General features: G+C 45.0%; 18 protein-coding genes and 1 pseudogene. 10 read left to right on the top strand and 9 right to left on the bottom strand.

Annotated features, from left to right (window positions below; genetic code table 11):
• Positions 1–24: 24 nt before the first annotated feature.
• Complete coding sequence (locus O1724_RS14370; protein ID WP_000515818.1) at positions 25–927, bottom strand: helix-turn-helix transcriptional regulator; 903 nt, start codon at positions 925–927, stop codon at positions 25–27.
• A gap of 379 nt (positions 928–1,306) precedes the next feature.
• On the opposite strand from O1724_RS14370, the gene O1724_RS14365 reads away from it, so the two are divergent.
• Positions 1,307–1,633, top strand: coding sequence for a hypothetical protein (locus O1724_RS14365; protein ID WP_000280683.1), 327 nt, complete (start codon positions 1,307–1,309; stop codon positions 1,631–1,633).
• Between the two features lie 48 nt (positions 1,634–1,681).
• Here the strand turns inward: O1724_RS14365 and O1724_RS14360 are convergent.
• The 8 genes and pseudogenes from O1724_RS14360 to O1724_RS14325 all read right to left on the bottom strand — a co-directional run.
• Positions 1,682–2,257 (bottom strand): annotated as a pseudogene (locus tag O1724_RS14360) (hypothetical protein); the annotation flags it as partial.
• A protein-coding gene (locus O1724_RS14355; protein WP_108454466.1) for an IS3-like element ISEc52 family transposase occupies positions 2,257–3,425 on the bottom strand; the annotation gives its coding sequence in 2 pieces (ribosomal slippage) (positions 2,257–3,176 and positions 3,176–3,425; 1,170 coding nt in all). The gene O1724_RS14355 and the pseudogene O1724_RS14360, both read right to left, overlap by 1 nt.
• Positions 3,426–3,494: 69 nt before the next feature.
• Complete coding sequence (locus tag O1724_RS14350; protein WP_479983888.1) at positions 3,495–5,534, bottom strand: DNA polymerase type-B family protein; 2,040 nt, start codon at positions 5,532–5,534, stop codon at positions 3,495–3,497.
• 50 nt (positions 5,535–5,584) lie between these two features.
• Positions 5,585–6,223 carry a hypothetical protein gene (locus O1724_RS14345; RefSeq protein WP_000256735.1) on the bottom strand — a complete coding sequence of 213 codons (639 nt, stop codon included), beginning with the start codon at positions 6,221–6,223 and terminating at the stop codon, positions 5,585–5,587.
• On the bottom strand, positions 6,213–6,413 hold the full coding sequence (locus O1724_RS14340) for a helix-turn-helix transcriptional regulator (protein ID WP_000281555.1): 201 nt from the start codon (positions 6,411–6,413) through the stop codon (positions 6,213–6,215). The genes O1724_RS14345 and O1724_RS14340 overlap by 11 nt, the downstream gene beginning before the upstream one ends.
• Before the next feature lie 150 nt (positions 6,414–6,563).
• Entirely contained in the window at positions 6,564–7,694 is a 1,131-nt protein-coding gene (locus tag O1724_RS14335; protein ID WP_048961851.1) for a tyrosine-type recombinase/integrase, read from the bottom strand.
• 142 nt (positions 7,695–7,836) lie between these two features.
• The gene (locus O1724_RS14330; protein WP_032170412.1) at positions 7,837–8,967 is read right to left on the bottom strand and encodes a hypothetical protein; all 1,131 of its coding nucleotides are present in this window, start codon (positions 8,965–8,967) and stop codon (positions 7,837–7,839) included.
• 505 nt (positions 8,968–9,472) lie between these two features.
• Positions 9,473–10,705 carry a hypothetical protein gene (locus O1724_RS14325; protein WP_058691006.1) on the bottom strand — a complete coding sequence of 411 codons (1,233 nt, stop codon included), beginning with the start codon at positions 10,703–10,705 and terminating at the stop codon, positions 9,473–9,475.
• 306 nt (positions 10,706–11,011) lie between these two features.
• Here O1724_RS14325 and O1724_RS14320 point away from each other — a divergent pair, with 306 nt between their 5' ends.
• The 9 genes from O1724_RS14320 (at position 11,012) to O1724_RS14280 (ending at position 25,575) form a co-directional block, all read left to right on the top strand.
• Positions 11,012–12,535, top strand: a complete 1,524-nt coding sequence (locus tag O1724_RS14320; RefSeq protein ID WP_007868837.1) for a type I restriction-modification system subunit M — start codon at positions 11,012–11,014, stop codon at positions 12,533–12,535.
• On the top strand, positions 12,525–13,691 hold the full coding sequence (locus tag O1724_RS14315) for a restriction endonuclease subunit S (RefSeq protein ID WP_126297407.1): 1,167 nt from the start codon (positions 12,525–12,527) through the stop codon (positions 13,689–13,691). Before O1724_RS14320 ends, O1724_RS14315 begins: the two co-directional genes overlap by 11 nt.
• The gene (locus O1724_RS14310) at positions 13,688–14,371 is read left to right on the top strand and encodes a YecA/YgfB family protein (protein ID WP_000779013.1); all 684 of its coding nucleotides are present in this window, start codon (positions 13,688–13,690) and stop codon (positions 14,369–14,371) included. The genes O1724_RS14315 and O1724_RS14310 overlap by 4 nt, the downstream gene beginning before the upstream one ends.
• A 52-nt stretch (positions 14,372–14,423) precedes the next feature.
• Positions 14,424–17,708, top strand: a complete 3,285-nt coding sequence (locus O1724_RS14305) for a type I restriction endonuclease subunit R (protein WP_126297409.1) — start codon at positions 14,424–14,426, stop codon at positions 17,706–17,708.
• Complete coding sequence (locus O1724_RS14300; protein WP_126297408.1) at positions 17,705–18,460, top strand: M48 family metallopeptidase; 756 nt, start codon at positions 17,705–17,707, stop codon at positions 18,458–18,460. The genes O1724_RS14305 and O1724_RS14300 overlap by 4 nt, the downstream gene beginning before the upstream one ends.
• A gap of 86 nt (positions 18,461–18,546) precedes the next feature.
• Positions 18,547–19,244, top strand: a protein-coding gene (locus tag O1724_RS14295; protein ID WP_252061407.1) for an IS1-like element IS1A family transposase whose coding sequence is annotated in 2 segments (ribosomal slippage) — positions 18,547–18,796 and positions 18,796–19,244 — 699 coding nt in all. Because the reading frame shifts where the segments join, the coding sequence is not laid out codon by codon here.
• A gap of 243 nt (positions 19,245–19,487) precedes the next feature.
• Entirely contained in the window at positions 19,488–20,417 is a 930-nt protein-coding gene (locus O1724_RS14290) for a DNA-processing protein DprA (protein WP_045896958.1), read from the top strand.
• Complete coding sequence (locus O1724_RS14285) at positions 20,414–25,090, top strand: RecQ family ATP-dependent DNA helicase (protein WP_126297007.1); 4,677 nt, start codon at positions 20,414–20,416, stop codon at positions 25,088–25,090. Before O1724_RS14290 ends, O1724_RS14285 begins: the two co-directional genes overlap by 4 nt.
• Positions 25,087–25,575, top strand: a complete 489-nt coding sequence (locus O1724_RS14280) for a hypothetical protein (RefSeq protein ID WP_032469931.1) — start codon at positions 25,087–25,089, stop codon at positions 25,573–25,575. The genes O1724_RS14285 and O1724_RS14280 overlap by 4 nt, the downstream gene beginning before the upstream one ends.
• Positions 25,576–25,838 lie beyond the last annotated feature (263 nt).

Genomic DNA, 25,838 nt, shown 5'->3' with positions numbered 1-25,838 from the left:
ATGAAAATTATATTATCCGTGTCATTACGGGGCGTTACTTGGCTGGGTGTAACGTTTCAGTGCGGATTGTATATCTTCAGCAAGTTGTTGACGGATTGAGGCCGGTTGTATTACTTCGACATCCGGTATCCAGTATTTCATTAAAGGCATTATCTGATCTGTGTGTGTTACACGTGATATCACCAGTAAATCGCCAGACCGGGAAGTATGAATTATTTCCTGTCCTGGCAATAGATGACGGTGGGTAAACCACGGAGCAACATGTGCGGAAACTGAAATAAGAACTTCGATAAGGTCTTCGCTATACCAGATACCATCTGTCTTTTCTATTTTTTCATTAATTTCGGGGATTATCCTGAAAGAGATATTACTCATGCAAACGTCTTTGACAGATGAGATAACAAAGCTTTTTAATGTACTGTCATGGGCGGCAGCGAGATACCACAATCCGTTGTCATTAACCAGTCTGTATGGCTCAACAGCCCGAAACTCTTTATCTTTGTAATTAAAATTTACTTTCTTCTGTGACAGGATGGCATCGGATAATACATTCAGAATTGACATGAATGATCCGCAGTTTTCGTATGGACGTTGTTTTATCAGAAACGGGTTGTTTTTCGTGTTACCTAACAAAATACTCAGTAGTCTGTCATCCCAGCGAGGGAACAGCCCTTCAATACCCAGGATGCGCGTGAAATGACGTAAATCAGCATTGCTGCGTTGACCGAGAACACCGTCAGACAGGCGATAGCGACCATTTTGTCGAATCAGATTAAGATAGGACAGGCGCTGAGTAAGATCACGACGGATAGTTTTTTCGCAAACGTTAAATTCCTCAGATAACTCCCGGACGGCTAGTGACTCACCATTGTTCAGGCGAGTTAATATCAATCCGAGTCGATATCCAAGTTTATCGTGCTTACCCATTCGTTTATCCGATTAATGCCAGCGAAGAGGATATTTTCAGCAAAGTAACGGACGGGATGAGTCCACTTTTACTGTGACGGAGAAAAAAATTAACTCATTAATTATCAATATATTAAAACATTGCTGGAATCATCGAATAACATGTGGACTCATCCTGTCCATGTGTATTTTTACGTTCAGGGTGATAATTATTATCCTGACCTGTACATGACATGTTTTTGCTGCATATTTGACCATGCACTTTTGCCATCAAGTCGGAGAGGCAGGGGGGAACGTAAGATCCGAAGGTTAGAGAGGTTATCAGCAATTACAATGATGATTAATATTTTCATAATGTCGGAGAACATCATATTAGTTGAAATAACATAAAGGTGGTTCTATGTATTTACATATCAGAAAGTATCAACTCGTAAATGCGAGATGGCGTGATGTCATTGATCTGACAGATTATGAAGAAACAATCAGGCAGGTTGTCGGTACATTATTTGGAAATGATTTTATTGAGGTCAGCGTTGAAACAAATTGTTTTACTCTGACAGTAAACAGTACAAGCAGTAAAATACCACACGGCATACTGGTGAATATGGGGAAAAGGCTGGCGGCTAATCTCCAGAGTATCACCTGTCATGCCATGCGGATCTATCATGTAAATGGCCATCCTGACGCGCGGCAGTTATTTCACTGTTTTGATGCCGATTGCCTGTGATTAAGCCCCCAACTTCTGTTAAAGGAGTTGGGGGAGATTTAACGGTTATCAGACTGGAAGACAGAATGTCGGATATTTACGGGCTATGATATCCATCAGTGACTTCATTCGCGGTGTTACAGAACTAAATTTCATTTGGGGTATTTTTGCTCTTACCGCATTTTTTACATCAGTCACCGTTACTGAATAGCCTTCTGACGTCAGCCATTCAGCAACCTCTTTACAGGAATAACTTTTTTTATCTTTCAGCATCAGCCCCCATTGGCACTGAGTCAGCGCCCGGAGAAATAGTCTGACTAAAATATCATCACTACGTTTGCTTCCGACTTTTAGTTTCATATCAGAAAACACCGTCCGGCAATAGAGAAAATCACACCAGTCATCCCAGTCAGCCAGAGTCTTCAGTGTATGCGTTTGCCGCCAGTCGTCGAAAAGGGAGCGTTGCTGCAGAGCCTCTTCCATATTATCCCATGGGCGGGAAGACATCAGTAAATGCCCTTCATTCATGGCGGGCTGTACGGGCTGGCGTTTGAAATCGAATTCCAGATTAAGACGGATATCCTGTTCCCGGGATACCAGATCGCTTTCCGACAGCCACATCTCACGCGTTGATATTGAAGTGGTCAACAAAAACTGGCCACCGCGTTAGAGTTTTTCCAGTATCGGTTTTCTGATTCGTTTGGCGTTAACCCACCATTATATTCGTGCGGTCTTAGTGCGCTGTAATATCCAACGATATAGTCCGTTATTGCGTGAGCTGCATCGCTGAAGCTTACATAGCCCGTCGCCGGCACCCATTCGTTCTTCAGACTCCTGAAGAAGCGCTCCATTGGGCTGTTATCCCAGCAGTTTCCACGCCGACTCATACTCTGCCTGATCCGGTATCGCCACAGTAACTGCCGGAACTGCCTGCTCGTATAATGGCTGCCTTGATCGCTGTGGAACATCACCCCGACGGGCTTACCACGGGTTTCCCATGCCATTTCCAGTGCTTTCATGGTGAGCCTGCTGTCCGGCGAGAACGACATGGCCCAGCCCACTGGCTTTCTTGCGAACAGGTCGAGAACAACGGCGAGGTACGCCCAGCGCTTACCCGTCCAGATATAGGTCACATCACCGCACCACACCTGATTTGGTTCCGTTACGGCGAACTGTCGCTCAAGATGATTCGGGATAGCAACGTGCTCATGACCGCCACGCTTATACCGGTGAGTCGGCTGCTGGCAACTGACCAGCCCCAGCTCTTTCATGAGTCTGCCAGCAAGCCAGCGCCCCATTTGGTAACCTCTCTGGGTTGCCATTGTGGCGATGCTTCTTGCTCCGGCAGAGCCGTGGCTGATGCCATGCAGTTCAAGTACCTGACTGCGTAATACAGCCCGTCTGCCGTCTGGCTTTTCAGGACGGTTTTTCCAGTATTTGTAGCTGCTGCGATGAACCCCGAACACATGGCAGAGAGTGGCCACAGGATAACGCGCCCTGAGTTTCCCGATTATCGAGAACTGTTCAGGGAGTCTGACATCAAGAGCGCGGTAGCCTTTTTTAATATTTCATTTTCCATTTCAATACGTTGTAGCTTTTTCCTGAGCTCACGGATTTCAATTTGTTCCGGGGTAATGGGGGAGGCTTTTGGTGTTTTGCCCTGCCGTTCATCACGTAATTGTTTCACCCATCGCGTCATTGTGGAAAGGCCGACATCCATAGCGCTGGCTGCATCTGCCACGGTGTAGTTCTGGTCAACGACCAGTTGAGCGGATTCGCGTTTAAACTCTGCGCTGAAATTTCTTTTTTTCATTATGACACCTGTGTTGTTCTGAGGTGAGCATATCACCTCTGTTCAGGTGGCCAAATTCAGTAAACCACTTCATATCAACGTACTTCGGGATAACGTCTGACCGGGTAAACGATTAAGGTAAAGATCTACCATATAGTCGTTATAGTCACTGCGTGGAATATCGGCAGGAGGTTTGACGCCAGCCCTGGCATGAACAACAGGTTTTCCCTGAATAGCTCTATAGGTTAACTGCCCCCGGGTTTTCATGGCGATAAGCTGGCTGACCTCATGCTTACATGTCAACATTGATGAACCCGGATCAACAATATCGCACAGCGACTGGAAGCGGGAAGACAGTGGACCGCTCATGTTTATCTTGTTAAGTGGGCAATTTGTCAAAAAGCCATCGGTTGTGACGCTGACAACCGATGAATCAGAAGGCAAAGCATTCATGAGTTCCCCGACAACGGCGCGGATAAATCCCGTCACATGCGCAGCAAAGAATGGCTGAGTAACCGATGATGGTGGGAGGGATCTGTTTAATCCACGAGCAGTATCAAAGGCGGTTTTGGCGCGAAGGCCCTGAGCAAGTTTGCCATAAAGCGAGTTGCCAATTTCTTTCCAGAATTTCTCCTCCAGAGAACCTTTAATATGGCGATTACGGTTCTCACGGACCTGTTGAACAAAGGGAAGAAACACCGATGTTGATTCGCTGTTATGTGGGGAGGTGTCACAGATCCAGGGGACGATGATCCCATTATGGATCGTCATCTCTGCCCCGAGCGACAGAGCAAGTTCGATTTCAGGTGCCGTTGCCCATGATTCGCCACTTAATGGAAAGAATAACCCATATTGATCGGTCCGAACCGGCAGGCTGGGATAGGGAACTGATTCCGGGAACCGAAATGTGACAAGCGCAAATCCCATTACATGCCCACAGTAATCGTCCGGATTTTTACTGAGGCGGATGTTCCCGTAATCGGGTGTGAGGATATCTAATAGCCCGGTGGTATACGCTCCAGCCAGATCGTAGTCATACCAGTGATCAGACGGTGTAACCCCCATCATAAAACACTCATTGCGTCCGCCGTGGTAACAATTGATCGGGAACGTTTCAAACAACTCTCTTGAAGGAACACTGGCGGGGTTTTTAATCGTCCGGAATGCCTGTTTTTCCGTGAGCCAGAGTTCACGGGTTTTAATGTGTGTCCCAAGGCAGACTTCAGGAGACATATTGTTTTCTTTAAGTGTTTTGGTGAACCGTGAAACTGCCATCGCCCCGATGGTGGCGGGGACACGATCAATCATCAGCTCCCGGGCGCAAAAATTGCGAACCTGTAAAGCATAACGAACCGCAATCTCGGCATCCCGCAGAGCATAGGCTTCAAACCCTGCTCTGTCGCCCAGAAGATATTCACGCATATCGGTTATGGAATAAGGTGCAGGAATGGTGAGTTTGGGAAGACCCAGTAATTCACCACATTCAGCCAGACCCATACCCCCGGGAGTGATAAGCAGTGTATCGATGAAAGCTACGTTACTGCAACGCGGAGGGGAAGTTCGTTTGTCAAACATTATCTGTTCAGTCTTTACGCGACGTTCCTGCTGTTCATCAAAATCGATACCGTAACGATTTTTGAAGCTGCTGACAGTACCGCGTATTCCTTTCAGAAGAATTTTGTAGTCTGACCAGAAATTGGCAAAGGAGGCGATATCCGCACGAATGAAATGCGCATATATATTAATAATACCGGGCCATTTTGTAATCACACCCGTTTCAAGAAGCGGTGTAATCGTTTGACAGAGAAATTCCTTAAAAGACAGCCGGGATTTTTTCTGTGAGTCAGGTGGATAGATAATGTTCGATATACCTGTATTATCGGGTAAGACAACATAACTCTGATATGACAGAATATCATTCTGTTGTGTTTCAGGATTGAAAACATATTCGGTATCAAAACCGATATAGAGTGTCAGGTCACTTGAAATCACAGACACTTTTTTTGATGCAGGTGGTATCACAGGATAATCATCAAGCGTTTTAGGTCTTTTACGATTGAGCGCTGGCTCTGAAGTCACGGACTGATACCCCGATGCGGCAGCGAGGATGTCCTGCAAATTATTGCTCATAGTTAACTCCGAAAAAACGCCGGGAGTTTGTCCCCCCCCGGCATAATGAATCAGGATTTAATGACGTCTACTACAGCTTTGAAAATATCATTTTTGCGAGATTCATTATCTACATAGATAAAGGAAACGAGTTTCCTGCCTGCTTTAATCAGGATGCCACGTTGCGTCTTTTCCACAGACGGGGTAACGTGTGCAGATAACAGACAATGTTCATGTAAGTGAAGAAACTTTTTTGAGGCGTAGCCGCCATGTAATCGTGCTTGAATGTCAAGATACATATCATCAAGAGAACCGGGTTCTCCTGATTCACTCAATACCGAATAACCCTTCTTATCAAAAAGGTTAAGGATAGATTTACTATCATGTTCGAACAGGGTAACACCGTAAATGTATTTCATTCGAAAGGTGAGGTAATCGGTGGTGTAGACCTCCTCCTGACGATTGAAATTTTTGAGACGCCTGGCTAATTCATTAAAAACAGCACGAGCAGTAGCCGTGTCCTGCAGGGTGTAGGTATAAAGAACGAAGCCATCTGTGCCGATGAGCTTTACTAAGTTGTCCATAATCGTGATAGCGAGAACTAATGCAAAGGACAGATATTTTTCATCGTTGTCTACAGCTGTGCTTGCCGATTCGGGAAGAATGTTCAGTGCATTATTAGCGTTATTTTCCGTGTTCTTAGTAACCATTTATATCACCTTTAAGTTTGTTTTGACGATGTGCATTTTCCCACTCAACAATATCGTCAAGAGAGAATCGTATAGCCCGCCCAATTCTGATGAAGGGCGGGAGTTTTCCGGGATTGCGAGATATATCTGACGCAACCGTGGATGCAGAAAGATTAAATCTTTCTGCGAACTGCTTAATGGTTAAATACATAAACCTCCGGTTTCAGAGAATAAGAAGCCACGCGGATTTAATATCAATCCACATTCTGTGATGACTTAATGCAGGGCCCTGCAGAAGCATGCAATGACAATACCGTCCTTAAACGAGTGTTGCATCAATCACGAATCACAGATCATTGGTTCATTTTTTCGTGTCATAACTTTCAATGACCTGAGAAACCACTGCGTGCGATGTCGCTGCATTGTGAAAAGCGTAGCGACGGGTTGCCGTAAGTGAGTGATGATTGAGCAGATGGGAAGCGATTGCAATATCCCCGGTCGCCTGTAGTACCCGGGTGGCAAAGGTACGGCGCAGGTCATGCATCCGCAGGTTATCAATGTCGGCATCCCGGCAAATACGGGCAAAGGTTGCACGCGGATATGCCAGAGGGCGGGCATTGTCGGTTAGTCGCGGAAAAATGTAAGTTTTGCTGAGCATCAGGTCCTGCTGGCACTGGACAACTGCAATGGCTGGAGGTGCAAGTGGGCAGGTGAAAGGGTGTCCGGACTTTGTATCAGGCAGTATGAGTTGATGCATATCCGGGTGCCAGTACTCCCATTTCAGGGTACATACCTCACCAATACGCATCCCCGTATAAAGAGCAAGCAATATAGAATCAGCTGCCGGTGTTTGCAGCGCTGTTGCCGCGTCAATAAAGCGCGGGATTTCTGTCGCTGATAGTGTGCGATAGCGAATGTTATTTTCTTTCAGATAGCGGACATGTGTCATCGGGGAATGCGTGATCCATCCAGCACGTACTGCCAGAGAGCATATTTTGGACAATATTGCGAGGATACGGTTTACTGTTGACGGACGTAATTTTTCCCGTAAGCCAGCAGCATATTGTTCTAGTTCTCCTGCCGTGATGTCGCGAAGTTGCCGCTTGCCCCAGAACGGGCGAACGTAGAGGTTGAGTTTTGACAACTCTGACTGAGGACTCTTTTTATACAACTGCAAATCCGGTAGCCACAGGTCATTGATGGCCTGTTCCACAGTGAATCGACGGGACTGAACCGCAAGACGATTTTTATCAGCAAGCAGTTTCATCACATGCTGACGGGCATCCTCAACGCAGAGCTGAGGGAACTGACCCAGGGTTTCATATATACGCTGATTGTTTATAGTGGCACGAAAGGCCAGCGTGATCCGATTGGGATACACCAGAGCACGCAGGTTTTGGCAGTGAATATCACGGTATTCCTGACAACCCGTGAGGGGATGTGGAAGTTGGTGAATTGATTTATTGCTGAAACGCAGATCCAGAATAGGCATCGTATTTCTCCTGTAAATGACACTGGAAAAATACGATGTGAGGTTATAGTCTGCCAGTTACAGCTTTCACAGTTCATCAGGTGAAAAATGCTGATTCGGATATAATGGCAACACAATTCCATGTCGCCATTATATTAAGAAACTACAGTTTCATGATCTTGTTCGCTATTTTTTCGAAGTAAACCTCATTCTTAAGAAGAGTGATATTGTTAGTTTGAACACCCAGACCACTGGACGTTGACTGGAAATTCATTGAACCACTTATCACTGTGGACTTTCCTGATAAAAAGGAAATCAACTCCTTGGAAGATGGTGCCCACTCAGGGTTTAAGAGTAATGCAATATAGATATATGTCTTACGAAGCAATTGTTCGATATCTTTTTTATGCCCTGTAGTGTTTTGCTTACCTTTAATGCAAATAGATTTGATTATGAACTCATCAGGGCTGGTTAAAGGCGTTTTAAACTTATTCAGTGATCCATCGTTATGAATGACTTCATAAGGCAGCATAGATAAAATGATCAATGCAATCATTTTAGGATGATAAAGGTAGTTATCACGAATGATTTTTCCTGCCTTCATTGTATTGAGCGTTGTTTGAATAAATACAAAAAGATATTCAGAGCAAAAGTAACAAAACACAAGCCAGGATAGGTCAATGGCTGGAATGTTAATATCCTTAGGTAGTTTGTTTAGCCAGTATTCAGACTTCAAAAAGGTCCTGATTTCAACAGTATATTCATGCATTTTTGCGCTGAAATCAAGCATTGCTACTTGACCTGATTGTTCCGTAACTGTGTGGTCTATAAATGTTAGTGTATTGCACATTTTATCCAGCGTGTTTTGAAAACAAGAAAGGAGTTCGGCATTATTATTACCATTAACCGCAGATGAAAGTTCAGTTTTAATAAATGCATCCAGTAGCATACAGATTTCTTTCGGAATGACATTTTTACGGGATTGCTGTGAATAGAAATGTACTGCCAGTAAATTAAAGGCAGTGCACTCCTTTTTTAACCATTGTTCGAGCACTGGGACGTGCTGAAAAAAATTGATATGCTTAGCAGTAGATGCTGATGGAGACAGTACATGAAGAATATCTACAGCAGGCTTCATTTGCAATATTTGATCGGATTCGGTAGTCGTCATTAGTTCCAGTAATTGCTGTTCAGAAAATAGTTTAGACAGGTGATCAATGTCTTTTTGGTATTGATTAAGTTTTGTTAAATTCCCCGGTATACGGGTTACATTGTTTTTCATTTTCTCGAACATAATTTTATCCTCGTTTGAATTATTACACTGATTTAAAAAGTAGCATGTCGTGTTAGCGAGGTAATCCTAAAACGTGAATGGCAGCAGGGGCAAGCTTGAATCTGCGTAAGGATATGGCTTGAATTTAATGGTGTAATTAGTGGGTTAGAGGCTTATAGCTATTTAAATACAATAAGTTATGACGGTGTGTGGCGGGTGTAAATCGGTTAGTTTTTATGGTTAAAATATGAGCGGTGTGAGGTTTGAGATATGATGGTTTTGAAATTACATAAAACCAAGGCCTGATAATCAGTATCAATACCGGAACGATGTCATATGATTAACACTGTCTATGGCATTGATAATGATCTATGCAAGGCTGAAACTTTGAGTCGTATGTTGCCAGGAGGATTAATGTCCACAAGGCCCAGATAGAATGATTTCTCAGATATTAAAGTTGAAACTTATTAACTATGTGAGAGGCTGATATTTATTCAGTCTCTCATTTGTTTTTATCGTTTTAAAGTTAAAAGGAAATAAATAATGCCTTCCGCCGATGAATCAGTGTGCTGATTTCCCTCAAATCAGCCTCAATACTACCAACATCACCAAAGACTTCACCTCTAATCTCACTTCGATTTTTCATGAAATTGGTGCTTAATAAGCTTTCTTTTTTTAATGCCATTAATTTTGGTTTTATATCGTTATAGAAGTGCTTATGGCTTACCCTGATGTTATGAATCGAGTAGTAAACTGTTTTATACATCAAAAATATAAGTAACTGGCCGAGAAGATATTCTTTTTCAATGTATTTATATTGAGAGGATTTTTCGCGTTTCGCCAGGTAGAAAACATGAGGTGCGATGATGGTGGGGATAAAATCCAGTGCTGGAGAGGTTTTGGTTTTTTCTGTTTCTCTTCCGGATTGAAGATGTTGAAGTACAGAGTATACAATGCTTATAATTATGGCGTTACTTATATTATTAATTGCAGTTGGGTAAATATGCAGATTGCTTATCAATTCTGAAAGGCAAAGTAAAACACCAGTGATGTTGGGTTTTCTGCCAGAGATTGTGGTGCTGTTGAAAATGTGACGATTCTTACGACTTATATTGACAAGTTTATGAGTGCAGAACTCTATATGTTCGACGATTTTATCTTGACTGTTTTTAATGTATTTTGAAATGTTAGTGATCCGACCATTCAACGTTAGTTCATCAAGCAGTATATCATTTTTAATATTGCGAATTTCATCGCAATGTTCACATTGAGAAACTATCTCATGTAATACATAACTCGACGTATTGCGGGGTGACGTTGATATGTAATCTAAAACAGAAGGCTCGATTTTGATTTTTTGTTTGTATTTTTTAATGCACTGTTTGATTGTTTTTTGTAGAGTATTTGAGATGTGTTTTTTATATTCTTTTAGAAAATCTTGCTCTAAAAAGAGTGAGGAGAAGATCAACTGCTGGCGAGATAATTTAATCTCAGGCTTGATCAATTTAATCCGGAAAACTCTTCCCTCCAACTCATAGCTGAACATGGAAGATAAGTCATAGTGGGGTGATAAATGTTCGAGTAACGACATTCGTGTATTCATTAGCCGCTTGAATTTATGGTCAGCATACATAAGTGTTTTTTTTATTTGCTCATCATAAAGTGGGCCGATAGCGCAGTTGGCAATACTCATTCTATCCGGAGACCTCCAGTCAACAGGGGAATCACATTGACGGTCATCATTACTATCAAAGGGCATCAACGTTGCCGATTATGGATGATGTCAGCTTCACACACCAGAACGGGTGATATATGGATCATCATTACCCCAACGGCAGTTTTACACCATGGCTAATATGGATGCTATCTTACTAAGATAATTGGTTTTTAGCGAGTGACGAGCCAGGTTGTGTCAGTCTGTCTCATGTCGATATTACGGGGATGATGCAAACCTGAATGCTGCGATATTGGCGTGTCAGGGGAGGCATCTTACGGTATCATTTACCGCAATTTTTAAGATGCAAAGCCCTGCATCGCTAGCTTTTTCTTCAGACCAGGATGATTCATGAACGACAAAATCAGTCAGGACACGATCAACAAAGCCCTGTGGGCCGCGTGTGATACGTTCCGTGGCACCATCAGTGCTGATACCTATAAAGACTTTATCCTTACCATGCTGTTCCTCAAGTACATTTCAGATGTCTGGCAGGATCACTATGACGAATACAAAGAACAGTATGGCGATGCGCCGGAACTGATTGAAGCGATGATGGCCAACGAGCGTTTTGTACTGCCAAAAAGTGCCAGCTTTTATGCGCTGTACGAACGCCGCCATGAGCCGGGTAACGGTGAGCGTATCGATCAGGCTCTGCATGCAATCGAAGAAGCCAACGGAACCAAACTGAAAGATGCCGGGAAAAGCGTGTTCCAGGATATTTCGTTTAACACCGATCGTCTTGGCGAAGAAAAACAGAAAAACACCATCCTGCGTCAGCTACTGGAAGACTTCGCTGGTGAAGATCTCAACCTGAAGCCGAGCCGTGTAGGTACTCTGGACGTTATCGGTAATGCCTATGAATATCTGATTAAAAACTTTGCGGCCAGCGGCGGGCAGAAAGCCGGGGAGTTCTATACTCCGCCGGAAGTATCAGACCTGATTGCTGAACTGCTCGACCCACAACCCGGTGATACCATCTGCGATCCGGCCTGTGGTTCCGGTTCGTTGTTGATGAAGTGCGGACGTAAAATTGTCTCCGGGCATGACAGCCGTAACTATGCCTTGTTCGGTCAGGAAGCGATTGGATCTACATGGTCGCTAGCGAAAATGAATATGTTCCTTCACGGCGAAGATAACCACAAAATCGAGTGGGGCGATACCATTCGTAACCCGAAACTGCTCGATAAAAATGGCGACCTGATGCTGTTTGATATCGTGACAGCTAACCCTCCCTTCAGCCTGGATAAGTGGGGCCATGACGAGGCTGAGAACGATAAATTTGGTCGTTTCCGTCGCGGTGTACCGCCGAAGACTAAAGGCGATTACGCCTTTATCTCGCATATGATCGAAACCCTGAAACCAGGAACGGGGCGTATGGGCGTAGTTGTGCCACACGGTGTGCTGTTCCGTGGTTCCAGCGAAGGTAAAATTCGCCAGAAACTGATCGACGAAAATCTGCTGGATGCCGTCATTGGCTTGCCGGAAAAACTGTTCTACGGTACAGGTATTCCTGCTGCGATTCTGATTTTCAAAAAACAGAAAGTGGATGACAAGGTGCTGTTTATCGACGCCAGCCGTGATTATAAGGCTGGTAAAAATCAGAACCAGCTCAGCGCTGAAAATATCCAGAAGATCGTTAACACCTATCGAGAAGGCGATAACGTCGAGAAATACGCCTATCTCGCCAGCCTGAAAGAGATTCAGGACAACGACTATAACCTGAATATTCCGCGCTATGTTGATACCTTTGAGGAAGAGGAAGAGGTCGATTTGCTGGCCGTGCGTAAAGCGCGAGAGCAACTGAAGGTGGAACTGGCGAAACTGGAAACGGAGATGGCAGGTTATTTGAAGGAGTTAGGTTATGGTGCCTAAAGGTTGGATGCTTAAACAGTTGTCGGATATTGTAAAAGAAAAAATATCTTATGGAATTGTTCAGGCGGGACCACATATTCCTAATGGAATACCTTATATAAAAAGCTCTGACATTAGAGGGGCTATTGATCCTGCGTCACTGCAGAGGACAGCGCCTGAAATACATTATAAGTACAGACGTTCAGCTGTGCACCCTGGGGATATTATATTCTCCTTGAGAGGCAACATTGGCGAGACAGCCATAGTGCCTTCTAATTTATTAGAAGCGAATTTAACGCAAGGTACAGCACGGATATCAGTATCTGGTGATCAATGTAATGAGTTTTACCATCAACAATTTGCGATGGATAAATTACGTAATTATATTAATTCCTTGAGCAAAGGGAGTACATTTAAGGAAATTTCACTAGAAGAGCTACGTAAAGTTAAAGTTCTGTGTGCCCCCCTTCCTGAACAAAAGAAAATTGCTCAAATCCTGTCCACCTGGGATAAGGCAATTACGGTGACGGAAAAGCTTCTCGTCAACAGCCAGCAGCAGAAAAAAGCCCTGATGCAGCAATTGCTTACCGGGAAGAAACGGTTGCTGGATGAGAATGGGGTGAGGTTTAGTGGGGAGTGGGTATATTTAACGTTTGATAATGCTTTCATTGTTGCAAATAAAAAATCGACGCAAGTCAAATCTTCCGATTATTTACAGTCAGGTTCCATCCCTATAATCGATCAAGGGCAAAGTCGAATTGCTGGGTACTGTAATAATTTAGAGGTTTATTCGGACGTGCCTGTGATTGTTTTTGGCGATCATACAAGATGCGTCAAATGGATTGAGTTTGTGTTTTGTCCCGGTGCTGATGGAACGCAAGTAATAAAAACTAGCAAAATACTTGAACCAAAACTTGGATACTATCTTCTTTCAAATACAGATATTCCGAATTTAGGTTACAGCAGACATATGCGAGAACTTAAAGAGAAAGACTTTAGGTTGCCATTAGATATCAAAGAACAACAAAAAATCGCCGCCGTCCTGTCCGCTGCTGATGCTGAAATCTCCACACTTGAGAATAAACTCGCCTGCCTGAAAGACGAGAAGAAAGCCTTGATGCAGCAACTGCTGACCGGGAAACGTCGGGTGAAAGTGGATGAGGCGGTTGCCGTATGAAACTGACGAAAAGCGGTCCACTGACTGACCGGGAAATCGACTGGCTGGAAGAAATATTAATGAAGTATGGAATGGATGATTCTGTACTCTGTTTCTCTGAGCTGGATGGATTGCTGACGGCGATTTTATCAGGTCCAAATATGGTTTCACCCAATATCTGGCTGAGTGCTATTTGGGGAGGAGGCGATTATCATCCGAAATGGTCATCTGAGAGAGAGATGGAGCGTTTTGTCAGTCTGTGTTTTCAGCATATGAACGATATCGCTGGTTGCCTTTATGACGCCCCTGAACTGTTTGAGCCGATTTTCAATGAGCGTGAGGTAAAGGGGGAAAAATATACCATTGTGGAAGAGTGGTGTTTTGGTTATATGAAAGGAAAGTCACTGGATGACTGGTCTGGTCTTCCCGGTGAGTTACGGCCTTCTCTGGAAGTGATCGCTCTTCATGGCGTGGAGAAGAATTTTCCTGTACTTGAGAAAATGACCGGAGAGCAGTTTGAGAAAAGTATTTCCCTTATTCAGCCTGCTGCACTGGCACTTTATCAGTACTGGTTGTCAGTGAGAATGTCAGAGGCATCATCCCGGCCTGTTCCAGTGAAGGGGGCAGAAAACATGCCCGGGCGAAATGACCCGTGTCCGTGTGGCAGCGGTAAAAAATTTAAGAAGTGCTGTCTGCATTGATGAATCTTCATGTGACCAGTAGCGAGTAGCGCCAGAAAGAAAAGGATTAATGATGAACCAGACGTACACGCCAAAATTCCAGGAAGAATACAGCGCCAAAATTCCGGCACTGACGTTACTGACCAGCCTCGGCTGGACGTTTTTATCTCCGAAACAGATTATGGATTACCGGGGCTATAAACAGGATGAGGTGGTGCTGCGTCCGGTTCTGCGTGAAGAGCTGTCGAAGCGTTCCTTTATGGCGGGCGGTAAAACATGCCGCTTATCGGAAAAAGCGCTGGATAACCTGATATCACAGGTCTGTTCTCCGGCGCTGAATGAAGGGCTGCTGAAAGCCAATGAGCGGATGTATAACCATCTGCTTTACGGGATCGCCGTTACGGAGTTTGTCGATGGCAAAAAGGTGAACCCCACCATTGCGCTGATCGACTGGGAACATCCGGAAAATAACCAGTTCCACTTTACTGAAGAATTTACGGTATTGCGGTCAGGTGGTGTTGAAACCCGGAGGCCAGATATTGTCTGCTTTGTTAATGGTATCCCGCTGGCTGTTATTGAAGCGAAAAGCCCGGCTGGTCATGGCAAGAAAGGGCCAACCATTGACGAGGGGATATCCCAGAGTATCCGCAACCAGTTCAACGATGAAATCCCGCAGCTGTTTGTCTACAGCCAGTTATTACTTTCGATTAACGGTCATGACGGGCGCTACGGTACATGCCATACGCCAATGAAATTCTGGGCGGCATGGCGCGAAGAAGATATTACCGATGCGCAGATGTATGCTCTGCGCAACCATCCTTTATCGACTGAACAAATTCATGCGTTGTTTGATCATCGTCCATCAGCCGATCTCAACTGGTACCAACAGTTAATCGCCGCCGGTGAACTGGCTGTCAGTGGACAGGACAAACTGCTCATCAGCCTGCTTTCGCCGGAACGTCTGCTGGAGATGACCCGCTTCTTCACTCTGTTTGATAAAAAGACCGGGAAAATTGTCGCCCGCTATCAGCAGGTGTTCGGTATTAAAAGACTGCTGGAGCGCATCAGTACCCGCAGACCCGATGGGGGCAGGGAAGGTGGTGTTATCTGGCATACCACCGGCTCTGGCAAATCGTACACCATGGTGTTCCTCAGCAAGGCGCTGATTCTTCATGACAGCCTGAAGCGGTGTCGTATCGTGGTGGTGACGGACCGTATCGATCTTGAAGAACAGCTCAGCAGTACCTTTGCATCCGGCGGCGAGTTGGCCGGGAAAAAAGACAAAGCCAATGCAATGGCGACATCCGGGCAGATGCTGGCGAAACAGATTGGCTCCGGTAAAGAACGCATCATTTTCACCCTAATCCAGAAATTTAATTCAGCGACAAAACTTCCTGAATGCGTCAATACCAGCCCCGATATCATCGTTCTGATTGATGAAGGACACCGTAGCCAGGGTGGTGAGAACCATGTGCGAATGAAACTGGCACTGCCGAACGCCGCCTTTGTGGCATTTACTGGTACGCCATTGCTAAAAGAAGATAAGACCACCAATAAATTCGGACCGATTGTCCACGCTTATACCATGCAGCGAGCGGTAGAAGATAAAGCCGTTACACCTTTGCTGTATGAAGAACGTATTCCCGACCTTGAGGTTAACGATCGGGCAATAGATGCCTGGTTTGATCGTATTACCGATGGGTTAAGCGAAGCGCAAAAAGCCGACCTTAAGCGTAAATATGCCCGTAAAGGTGAGGTTTATAGTGCAGATGATCGCATCCGTCTGATCGCACTCGATATCGCCACGCACTTCTCGAAGAATATTGATGAGGGACTGAAAGGCCAGCTTGCCTGCGACAGCAAGATTTCCGCCATCAAATATAAAAAGTATCTTGATGAAGCCGGGTTGTTTGAGTCAGCTGTAGTTATCAGCCCGCCGGATACCCGGGAAGGGAATACTGAGGTGGATGAAAGCAAACTGCCGGAAGTGACGAAATGGTGGAAAGATAACGTCGGCACGCAGGATGAGTCTGTGTATACCCGCAATATCATCAGTCGTTTCGATACCGATGAGAAGCTCAAATTGCTGATAGTCGTTGATAAACTGCTCACCGGGTTTGATGAGCCGAAGAATACCGTGCTGTATATCGACAAGCCGCTTAAGTCCCACAACCTTATCCAGGCGATTGCGCGGGTGAACCGACTGCATCCACTGAAAAAGTTCGGTCTGCTGATTGATTATCGCGGTATTCTGGCTGAGCTGGACACGACTATCGGCAAATATCAGGACCTCGCCTCCCGAACTCAGGGCGGATACGATATCAAAGATATTGACGGGCTGTACAGCGCCATGAGCTCTGAATACAAGCGCCTGCCGCATCTGTATAACCAGCTGTGGGCCATATTTGCTGGTGTCAAAAACAAAAATGATACTGAGCAGTTACGTGCGGTACTGGTGCCTAAAATGGAAGAACGTGACGGAGAGATGGTCGATATCCATCAGAAAACCCGTGATGATTTCTTCGAGGCGTTAACGGCCTTTGCCGGATGCCTGAAAGTGGCACTGCAGTCCGCCACCTTCTTCACCGACAAGAGCTTTACGGAACAAGACCGAAACCTCTATAAAGAAACCGTAAAACAGATGTCCAGCCTGCGCCAGTGGGCGATGCAGGTCAGTGGAGAGCAGGTCAATTATGACGACTACGCCGAGCAGGTGAAAAAACTGCTGGATAAGCATGTCACCGGCGTTGAGGTTCGTGAACCGGATGGCGTGTATGAAGTCGGTAAAATGGGTAAGAGCGAAAAGCCCGAAGAGTGGGACAACAATAAAACCCGCAATGAAACCGACATCATTAAAACCCGTGTGACGAAGATGATTGAGCAGGAGCTGCGTGATGATCCGTATGCTCAGGAGGCCTTTTCCAGACTCCTGCGTATGGCAATCGAAGAGGCTGAAAAACTGTTCGACCATCCACTTAAGCAGTACCTCTTATTCCGTGAGTTTGAAGAACAGGTTGAAGCCCGTAAGCTCAGCGATATCCCGGATGCACTGGCGGTAAACAAGCATGCTCAGGCGTATTACGGTGTATTTAAAAAAGAGCTACCTGAGGTTTTTGTGGTAAAAGACGTTCAGGTGCAGGATAAGTGGACGAAGCTGGCTTTTGAAGTGGACAGCATTATCGTTAGAGCGGTGGCAGAAAACTCCCTGAACCCCCAGGACATTGAGAAAGTCGTTAAGACAAGTCTGCTACCACTGCTGTTTACGGCCTGCCGGGAAATTGGTGCCGGAATGAATCAGGTTAACCGTATTGTGGAAACCATCATCCAGATACTGCGCGTTGGTTTGATGAAATCATGAGTGAAAAAGAATCGCCATCAATGAAAGCGTTACGCATTGTCTATGGTGATGAGGTCATCGTCGTAAAGTGTGTTCCGCGTCAGGTCGTAAAGGGCAGGGTGCTCATCAAGGTGCATCCCGACTGCCGGGTTGTGGCCTCTGTACCGCCTGAAACACCGGAGCACGAGGTATTGTCTGCGCTGAAAAAACGTGGGCGCTGGATATACCAGCAACTGCGTGATTTCAGGGAGCAACAGACACACATTGTTCCGCGTCAGTATGTCAGCGGAGAAAGCCATTATTATCTCGGTAAGCAATATCAGTTGAAAGTGACAGAAGACGCTACTGTGCCGCAACGAGTGAAAATGTTGCGTGGGCGTCTGGAAGTGACTGTCAGACACAAATCGGCAGAAAAGATTAAAGCCTTGCTGGCTGAATGGTATCGGGAACGTGCCAGAGATGTTTTTCAGCGCAGGCTTGATTTACTGATTCCGCAGACCCTTTGGGTCAGTGAGCGTCCTCCGATACGTCTGCGGGCGATGCAAACGCAATGGGGCAACTGCTCTGCAAAAGGCTGTCTGACCCTGAATCCATGGCTGGTTAAGGCATCCTCAGAATGTATCGATTATGTCTTGCTACATGAGTTATGTCATGTTGCTGAGCACAACCATAGTGAGGAGTTTTACCGCTTGATGGGGCAGGTTATGCCGGGCTGGGAAAAGGTTAAGAAGCGACTGGATGGTATGGCTGGGATGTTGTTGGCAGATATGTAGTTTCTAACTTATTCCAATGGGCTCATTTGTCGGTGATGCTGCCAACTTACTGATTTAGTGTATGATGGTGTTTTTGAGGTGCTCCAGTGGCTTCTGTTTCTATCAGCTGTCCCTCCCGTTCAGCTACTGACGGGGTGGTGCGTAACGGCAAAAGCACTGCCGGACATCAGCGCTATCTCTGCTCTCACTGCCGTAAAACATGGCAACTGCAGTTCACTTACACCGCTTCTCAACCCGGTACGCACCAGAAAATCATTGATATGGCCATGAATGGCGTTGGATGCCGGGCAACTGCCCGCATTATGGGCGTTGGCCTCAACACGATTTTACGTCACTTAAAAAACTCAGGCCGCAGTCGGTAACCTCGCGCATACAGCCGGGCAGTGACGTCATCGTCTGCGCGGAAATGGACGAACAGTGGGGATACGTCGGGGCTAAATCGCGCCAGCGCTGGCTGTTTTACGCGTATGACAGGCTCCGGAAGACGGTTGTTGCGCACGTATTCGGTGAACGCACTATGGCGACGCTGGGGCGTCTTATGAGCCTGCTGTCACCCTTTGACGTGGTGATATGGATGACGGATGGCTGGCCGCTGTATGAATCCCGCCTGAAGGGAAAGCTGCACGTAATCAGCAAGCGATATACGCAGCGAATTGAGCGGCATAACCTGAATCTGAGGCAGCACCTGGCACGGCTGGGACGGAAGTCGCTGTCGTTCTCAAAATCGGTGGAGCTGCATGACGAAGTCATCGGGCATTATCTGAACATAAAACACTATCAATAAGTTGGAGTCATTACCATGGTGGGTTACCACCAAACGAATCAGAAAACCGATACTGGAAAAACTCTAACGCGGTGGCCAGTTTTAGTTGACCACAACACTTGCCGTGGGGTATATCTACTTATAGAGATTGACTTTATTGTGTTTTCGGTCGAATACAAGTAAATTTGTGGTTAATGGACTAGAATTTGTTGTGTTTTTGGAGTGGATGTGAACATAGTAGATGCTCTTGTTGTCAAGAGGCTAATGAACGTTGGTGATGAAACTGTTCTGTCCATCTTAAAGTTTTCAGCGTATAGCGGAGTGGCAACACTCGAAGAACTGGCACACCACTCCTCCAATCTAAAAATATCAAACGGTAAATCTCGAGCAACTCTCGAAAGCTTCTTAGATACTGCGAACTTCCAAGCTCTCAGGGTCGAAGTACAAGCTGAGATTGATTCGTTCAAAAATAAAGGTGTTGAGATTGTTCTCTTCGGTACGAAAACCTATCCAATTGCGTTATACGGTCTCCCGAAACCTCCTCCTTTTCTATACTGCAAAGGCAATCTGAACCTCTTAGATAATAGGCTTTCATTAGCGGTTGTAGGCACTCGTGAAAACACCCCCAAGGGGGAAACCATAACGATTAAAACTATTCAAAAGTTTGCGACTTATGGCTTCACGATAGTCAGTGGACTTGCACTGGGTATCGATACAATTGCTCATCGCGCGGCATTAGACGCCAAAACACCAACGATTTCTGTTCTTGTCGATGTGGAGTCTATTTCTCCCGCAAGTAATCGGGAACTCGCTAAGGAAATATTGGACGAGGGCGGACTTCTAGTTGCAGAGAATGCACCAGGAACCAAAGCAATACCTGCGTTCTTTGCTAAGCGAGACAGGATACAAGCAGGTTTATCTACTGCCGTCTTTGCTATTGAAACTTCGATAGATGGTGGGACGATGCACGCAGTCAAATCTGCTATCTCTATGATGCGTCCTGTCTTCGTTCCTGACGCACATAAAGCTAAGTATCCAGATCTTACTATCAAGGCAATTTCAGGAACTCAACAGCTAGTTAACGAAGGGAGGGCGATACCCTACACGAGCGAATCTTATGAAGATATTCGTCTTCAATTAGAAGATATCGCGAGTTCATTTAGGTCGTTGAAAGCAAAAGGTGGCCTGCTGTGATAAAGGTCATCGTCCTCGATCTTGATGACACGCTTATTGATACATCAAGCCTCGAACCACTTCGGTCAGCTGGCCGATGGAGAGACATACCCAGGTACTTTAATGGTTGTGTCATCTATCAGGACGTTGTCGGCCTTGTTACAACGGCTCGGTCGGTTGGAATCAAGGTTGCTATCTTCTCGAATGCGCCTTCGAACTACGTTCAGGGGCTACTCAAACACTTCAGTATCACTGTTGATTATGTAGTAGCCTACCATGATGTAACTCAGCATAAGCCGAGCCCTGAGGGCGTTACTCGTATTCTCGAGTACTTCGGTGTTAGCGCCGACGAGTCAATTTATTTAGGAGATAGTAACCTAGATCGAGACGCTGCTTCCAATGCAGGAGTTGAGTTTTTCTCAGTAGATTGGGGTTCTGCCTCGGAGATCGATTCGTCACATAAGGGAATAAGCGGTCTCACCGAGCTTATTGGAAAAAACTCGACGCGGAGCTCCGCAAGAACTGGACGTTCTGAGTTAATACAATCTGGGAATAAACTTCATCTGGGATTCTATTTAGATGGTATCAAACAGGAAGTTTGGTCTTTCAAAGATAACAAGAATACTTCTGTTCGCCGCTGGGTTAACAAGACTGTTGAGCTAGCTCCTTCATTCCCAGCCATAGATATAGTTGTTCGAGCGTTAGGTCACGCTGAGCTTAGGGCTGAAGATGGCGATAAAGCATTAGATACCTTGGGCAAATCGCTGGCTGTTGCTTTAGGGGCTTCTTACCAACCTAAGATATTAGAGAAAGATCACGTATTAGATAAATCGACTAATTGCACTGCAGCACAAAGACTCCACCAGGTCAGAGGTGCCTATAAAGCCGATTTTGATTCAATAGAAGCTAATTCAAATCCGACATTTCTGATCGTTGACGACGTATTAACTTCGGGGGCTACAACTGATGAGATAACACGCTGTCTATCTCAAGCTTTTCCGAATTCAAGTATTTACATTTTTACGTTGGTTAAAACTCTCTATAGATTGGAGCTAGGCACTGACAGCCAAGAACAACAACACAATAACCAACTGTTTTCAGATTTGTACAACCCAATCATCGACTCGCTGGCGGACGAAAGTGAACTATCTAGACATGTCAGGTCGAAGTCTAGTAGCAGGCTTGTAAGCAAGAAGTTTTCTGCTAACTACGCGAGAACCAACCATAACTTCATTTTCCACAATCTTCTCCAGTATTCTATCTCGTCTGAAACGGCGTCTGGACAGCTATTTGCAGCAATTCAAGTTCTTAAGAATATGCTTCAGAGAGGGAAGCCAACAATAGCCTCGCGGAAACTGAGGAAGGCATTTGGCATTGAACTGGAGAAGAGCGGTCTTAATACATCAGCTCAGGCTCTTGTGTCAGATAAGCCAGTTTTTTGGAATAGATTGATTCGAGGCAACAAGCATTCTGGGTACTACCCAGCGAAAAGGTTTTTTGATGAGCTGATTCCAAAGTATTTCGGTGAGTACATTTTTGTAAAACAACTAATGCTCCCTGAAGTTCAGATTTACGATATGACTCAGGTCTACGTTGAACAATTCCAGAACCGACAGGTAGATTTTTACATTCCTCAAGTTGGTTTAATTATTGAGATAGATGGTCAACAGCACCAAAATTCTCAGCATTTAGATGAGATGAGGGATGCGTTTACTGAAACCTTGGGACTGAAGACAGTTCGTTTCACTGTTCAAGAAGTGGCATCTGAGAATCAGTCATTTATCAGTAAGATAAATTCGATTATTTCTCAAATTCAGATCGTTGATAGTCTAGAGCGAAATGGTGTCCTAACGCCTCCTAATGGTATTTCTTTATTGAATTACCAAGAGGCTTATGAAAATGGAGTCGATGTTACTGACTCGCGATTGAGGCTGACCTCGGCGTTGCGTTTCCAGATACTGTTATTAGAGCTTCTTGAACGAGGTCAGATCAGACTAGGGGAGTTGAAAAAACTATTCATAGTCAATCGTGATGGAACTGATTTTGCTGAAGCGGCACTGGACGACCTGAACGATTTGTTATCGAATATCTTTCGTCTCATCGGCATTGAAGAAAAGCGAATTGAGGTTGCGCTGATCGAATCAGATGAGCTTCCGAGCGAACGGTCTGGTGAAAATATATTCATCGACTTCAGCTTACTGGAGCGTTATGACGATTCCTTTCAAGTTAACCAAGACGTCATATATTCACGTACGGATTACTTCGATTTCTATCGAAACTTCGAAGATTCTGATGCTGTTTCAATAGAAACCAGTCAATTGATTGACTATGACTTTTTCGAGCTTTCATGTAGTAACCCCATTACCTACAAGCTAGATCTTAGCCCAGGCAGCGAGCAGCGAGAGTCGCTGAGATACTTCCTCAGCAACCTGTTTCTACCATACCTAGAGGATGTAGATTTCAGGGAAGGGCAGGTTGGTATCATAGGATCTGCACTTTCGAAAAACGGCACAATAGGATTGCTGCCTACAGGTTCGGGTAAGTCGATTTGTTACCAGCTGTCAGCGGTCCTGCAACCAGCCGTTAGCTTTGTCGTGTGCCCGATAAAAAGTTTGATGTATGACCAGAAAGCAGATTTGGATAGCATCGGCTTCACTCGAAGCAATTTTATTACAAGTGATTTGAAGGCAGGAGAGAAGGCCAAAGTTCAGAGAGATTTCGGACGTGGTAAGTACTTCTTCGTTTTCATATCGCCTGAGCGATTCCAAACCCATGCGTTTAGAAAAGAGATGTTGGCTATCGGACTAGATCTCTCATTTGCCTACGCGGTGATCGATGAAGCTCACTGTTTGTCTGAGTGGGGACATGATTTCAGGACTTCTTATCTGAACCTAGCAAATACAATCGAACGGTTTGCTCCTAGTGCAAGTTATATAGGCCTAACGGCAACAGCATCAGTTAACGTCTTAAAGGATATTCAAACAGAGTTTGATATCCCCGATGATTTTGTCCGTACCCCAATGGACTTCACTCGCGAGGAACTCTCATTCCACGTTATCGACGATAAAGGCCTTAAAGGTGATGCAGTCGTCAAGCTTGTTTCTGAAATGGAGGGTAAATGGAATTCCGATCGGGAAGACGGCAATAAGGCGGGGATCATATTCACACCTACCGTCAACGGAGCTAAGGGTTGTCATAGCTTAGCGGGCCGAATTTCAACACTCTTGAAGATGGATGTTAGATATTTTTCGGGGTCGGCTCCGAAAATGGGTGGATTGCAGGGAGAGGCTTTCGATAGGTATAAGCGCCAAGTTCAAGACGAATTTAAAGAAAATAAATACCGCCTACTTACTGCCACTAAGGCATTCGGAATGGGCGTGAATAAGGGGAATATTGCCTATACGATTCACTTCGGAATACCTGGGTCGATGGAGGCCTTGTATCAGGAAGCAGGCAGGGCCGGGCGAGATAAAAAACTATTCAAGGAAGTACCCGCAGATTGCTATGTGCTTCTCACAAAAGAGCCCAATTCAGCTATTCTCGACAAGATTTGGGACGCTAGCACGAACGTCAAAGATCTGAAGGAGTACGTGAAGTCATTGAGTCGCGATAGCGACCTGAACACAAATCTATTCCTGATGACAAACGGCTTGGACACAATCAATGATGAGTTCAAGTTGATGGCAAATGTATACGAATTCTTTAAGTACAATCAGGAACACAACACGGTGATCATTACTGCCAGGCAGTTTGGTACGGAAAAGTTTAAATTGGAAAAGGCTATCTACCGTCTTTCTCAATTAGGTATTGTCTCTGACTGGGTAATCGAAGACTTTTTTAATGGAACGCTCTATGTCGAGTTCCAGTGCCTATCGGAAGAAGGCCTGGAAAAGAAAATTGAGCATACCGTCAGAAAGTATGATCCTGAGTTTAAGCTCGCTGATGTGTTCAGTAGTGATAACCAGTACTACAAAATTCTCTGCGACAAGCTGAGAAAAGGGTCTATCGATAAATCGCAATTTATCTTTCTTGTTCTTTTACTTTGGTCCTATGACCATTTTGTCTACAACCGCCGCCAGTCACAGAAGAACGTTTATGAACACTGTAGTTCATTTGCTGAAGGCAGGATGGATGGCAAAGAATTTAAGGAGAAGTTGGAGGGTTATTTCAGACACGACAAGTCGAGCCAACTTTTGCTCTATATGGCTGAGAATTCTGCATCGGCGAAGTTATGGCCATCAGTTTTTTTTGAAACTGATGAAGAAGAGGGCACGGAACATCTAGTAGGCAGCGAGAAGATGACGATCCTACGAGGTCAGATTTCTCGATTCCTAGAGTCATACAAAGATAATGCATTCTTGAACTACTTGAGTGGTGTGCTGCGACTAGCTTCCGATGAGTTTGATGATGCAGATGGAGAGCGAAGAATGGCATCGTCATTTGATCGGTTGATCAGTGATAATAGGGATGAAGCACTAGAGCTGGTCCGAAAAACTATGCAGCTAAAGCCAATGTTCTCTGAAAATGCGCGAAGCCGCTTTGCTCGTTTGGTCCATGAGAAATTTGAAGATTTGGATTTTCTTGAGGAGGTAAATGAAGAGCTAGGAGATCCGTTCTCCTATCACACTTTGTTAGCTCCACTAGCAATTAGACTTGAAAAACTTACCAGCCTATACAAGGGGATTAATTGGTGAATGACATACAGAAACTACACCGGGTAATCGATTCACTCGAAGAGCAATCGACGCAAGTGGCAGAGTTTAATGGCCTGTTGAGCGCCGTCAACGATGCAAGAACTGAGATAGAGGCAGCGAAATCAACGCTCGCAAGTCTAGCTTATGAACAGGCTGAATTGGTTACGAAGAACTCGAATAAATTTGAAGAGTTTGACGGTCGCCTTACGTCACTGAATGATCTTCTAGGCCAGATCAAAGATGAACAGTTGAAACTAAGGCGTGAGGTTGCAGCCTTGAAGTTTGTAACACCTGATCAGTTTGAACAAGGCTGCACAGCAATTGATAGCCGCATTGCTAAACAATTAGCGGAATTGAAAAGCAAGTTAGAGGCAGCGGTGGAGTCTCAGCAAAGATCGATAAGCGGGCTACGAACCATAGTTGTTTTAGGTATCTTGGTGTTGGCTGGAGGTGTCGGATTCTTGGCTATGAATATGGTTCTTTAATTTTTAGATTGTCATTCAGTTTTTAATTGTAATCAATAAGTTGGAATACAGAATCGAGCCAAGCTTTGAACTTTGCTAAGATAGGCAATACTTTTTCTTGTCGAAGTTGGTAGCGTTCATCTGGGGTTAGGTTTTTACTTTTCGCCTATTGTGCCAATGCGTAGAGTTTGCCGATATAACTTTTTGCTATATTCGCTCGGCCTTTAACGCGCTTTTCTGATTTAACGCATTTTCATATTTACGTCTAAATAGCTGCGCCTAAT

The organism is Enterobacter cloacae complex sp. HYC074_NIDB, from assembly GCF_056673345.1.
This window is presented reverse-complemented; position numbering and strand designations above follow the sequence as displayed.

Bases quoted from the DNA above. Each gene is read 5' to 3' on its own strand.
- O1724_RS14370 (WP_000515818.1), bottom strand. From the start codon at position 927: ATGGGTAAGCACGATAAACTTGGATATCGACTCGGATTGATATTAACT.
- O1724_RS14365 (WP_000280683.1), top strand. From the start codon at position 1,307: ATGTATTTACATATCAGAAAGTATCAACTCGTAAATGCGAGATGGCGT.
- O1724_RS14350 (WP_479983888.1), bottom strand. From the start codon at position 5,534: ATGAGCAATAATTTGCAGGACATCCTCGCTGCCGCATCGGGGTATCAG.
- O1724_RS14345 (WP_000256735.1), bottom strand. From the start codon at position 6,223: ATGGTTACTAAGAACACGGAAAATAACGCTAATAATGCACTGAACATT.
- O1724_RS14340 (WP_000281555.1), bottom strand. From the start codon at position 6,413: ATGTATTTAACCATTAAGCAGTTCGCAGAAAGATTTAATCTTTCTGCA.
- O1724_RS14335 (WP_048961851.1), bottom strand. From the start codon at position 7,694: ATGCCTATTCTGGATCTGCGTTTCAGCAATAAATCAATTCACCAACTT.
- O1724_RS14330 (WP_032170412.1), bottom strand. From the start codon at position 8,967: ATGTTCGAGAAAATGAAAAACAATGTAACCCGTATACCGGGGAATTTA.
- O1724_RS14325 (WP_058691006.1), bottom strand. From the start codon at position 10,705: ATGCCCTTTGATAGTAATGATGACCGTCAATGTGATTCCCCTGTTGAC.
- O1724_RS14320 (WP_007868837.1), top strand. From the start codon at position 11,012: ATGAACGACAAAATCAGTCAGGACACGATCAACAAAGCCCTGTGGGCC.
- O1724_RS14315 (WP_126297407.1), top strand. From the start codon at position 12,525: ATGGTGCCTAAAGGTTGGATGCTTAAACAGTTGTCGGATATTGTAAAA.
- O1724_RS14310 (WP_000779013.1), top strand. From the start codon at position 13,688: ATGAAACTGACGAAAAGCGGTCCACTGACTGACCGGGAAATCGACTGG.
- O1724_RS14305 (WP_126297409.1), top strand. From the start codon at position 14,424: ATGAACCAGACGTACACGCCAAAATTCCAGGAAGAATACAGCGCCAAA.
- O1724_RS14300 (WP_126297408.1), top strand. From the start codon at position 17,705: ATGAGTGAAAAAGAATCGCCATCAATGAAAGCGTTACGCATTGTCTAT.
- O1724_RS14290 (WP_045896958.1), top strand. From the start codon at position 19,488: ATGAACGTTGGTGATGAAACTGTTCTGTCCATCTTAAAGTTTTCAGCG.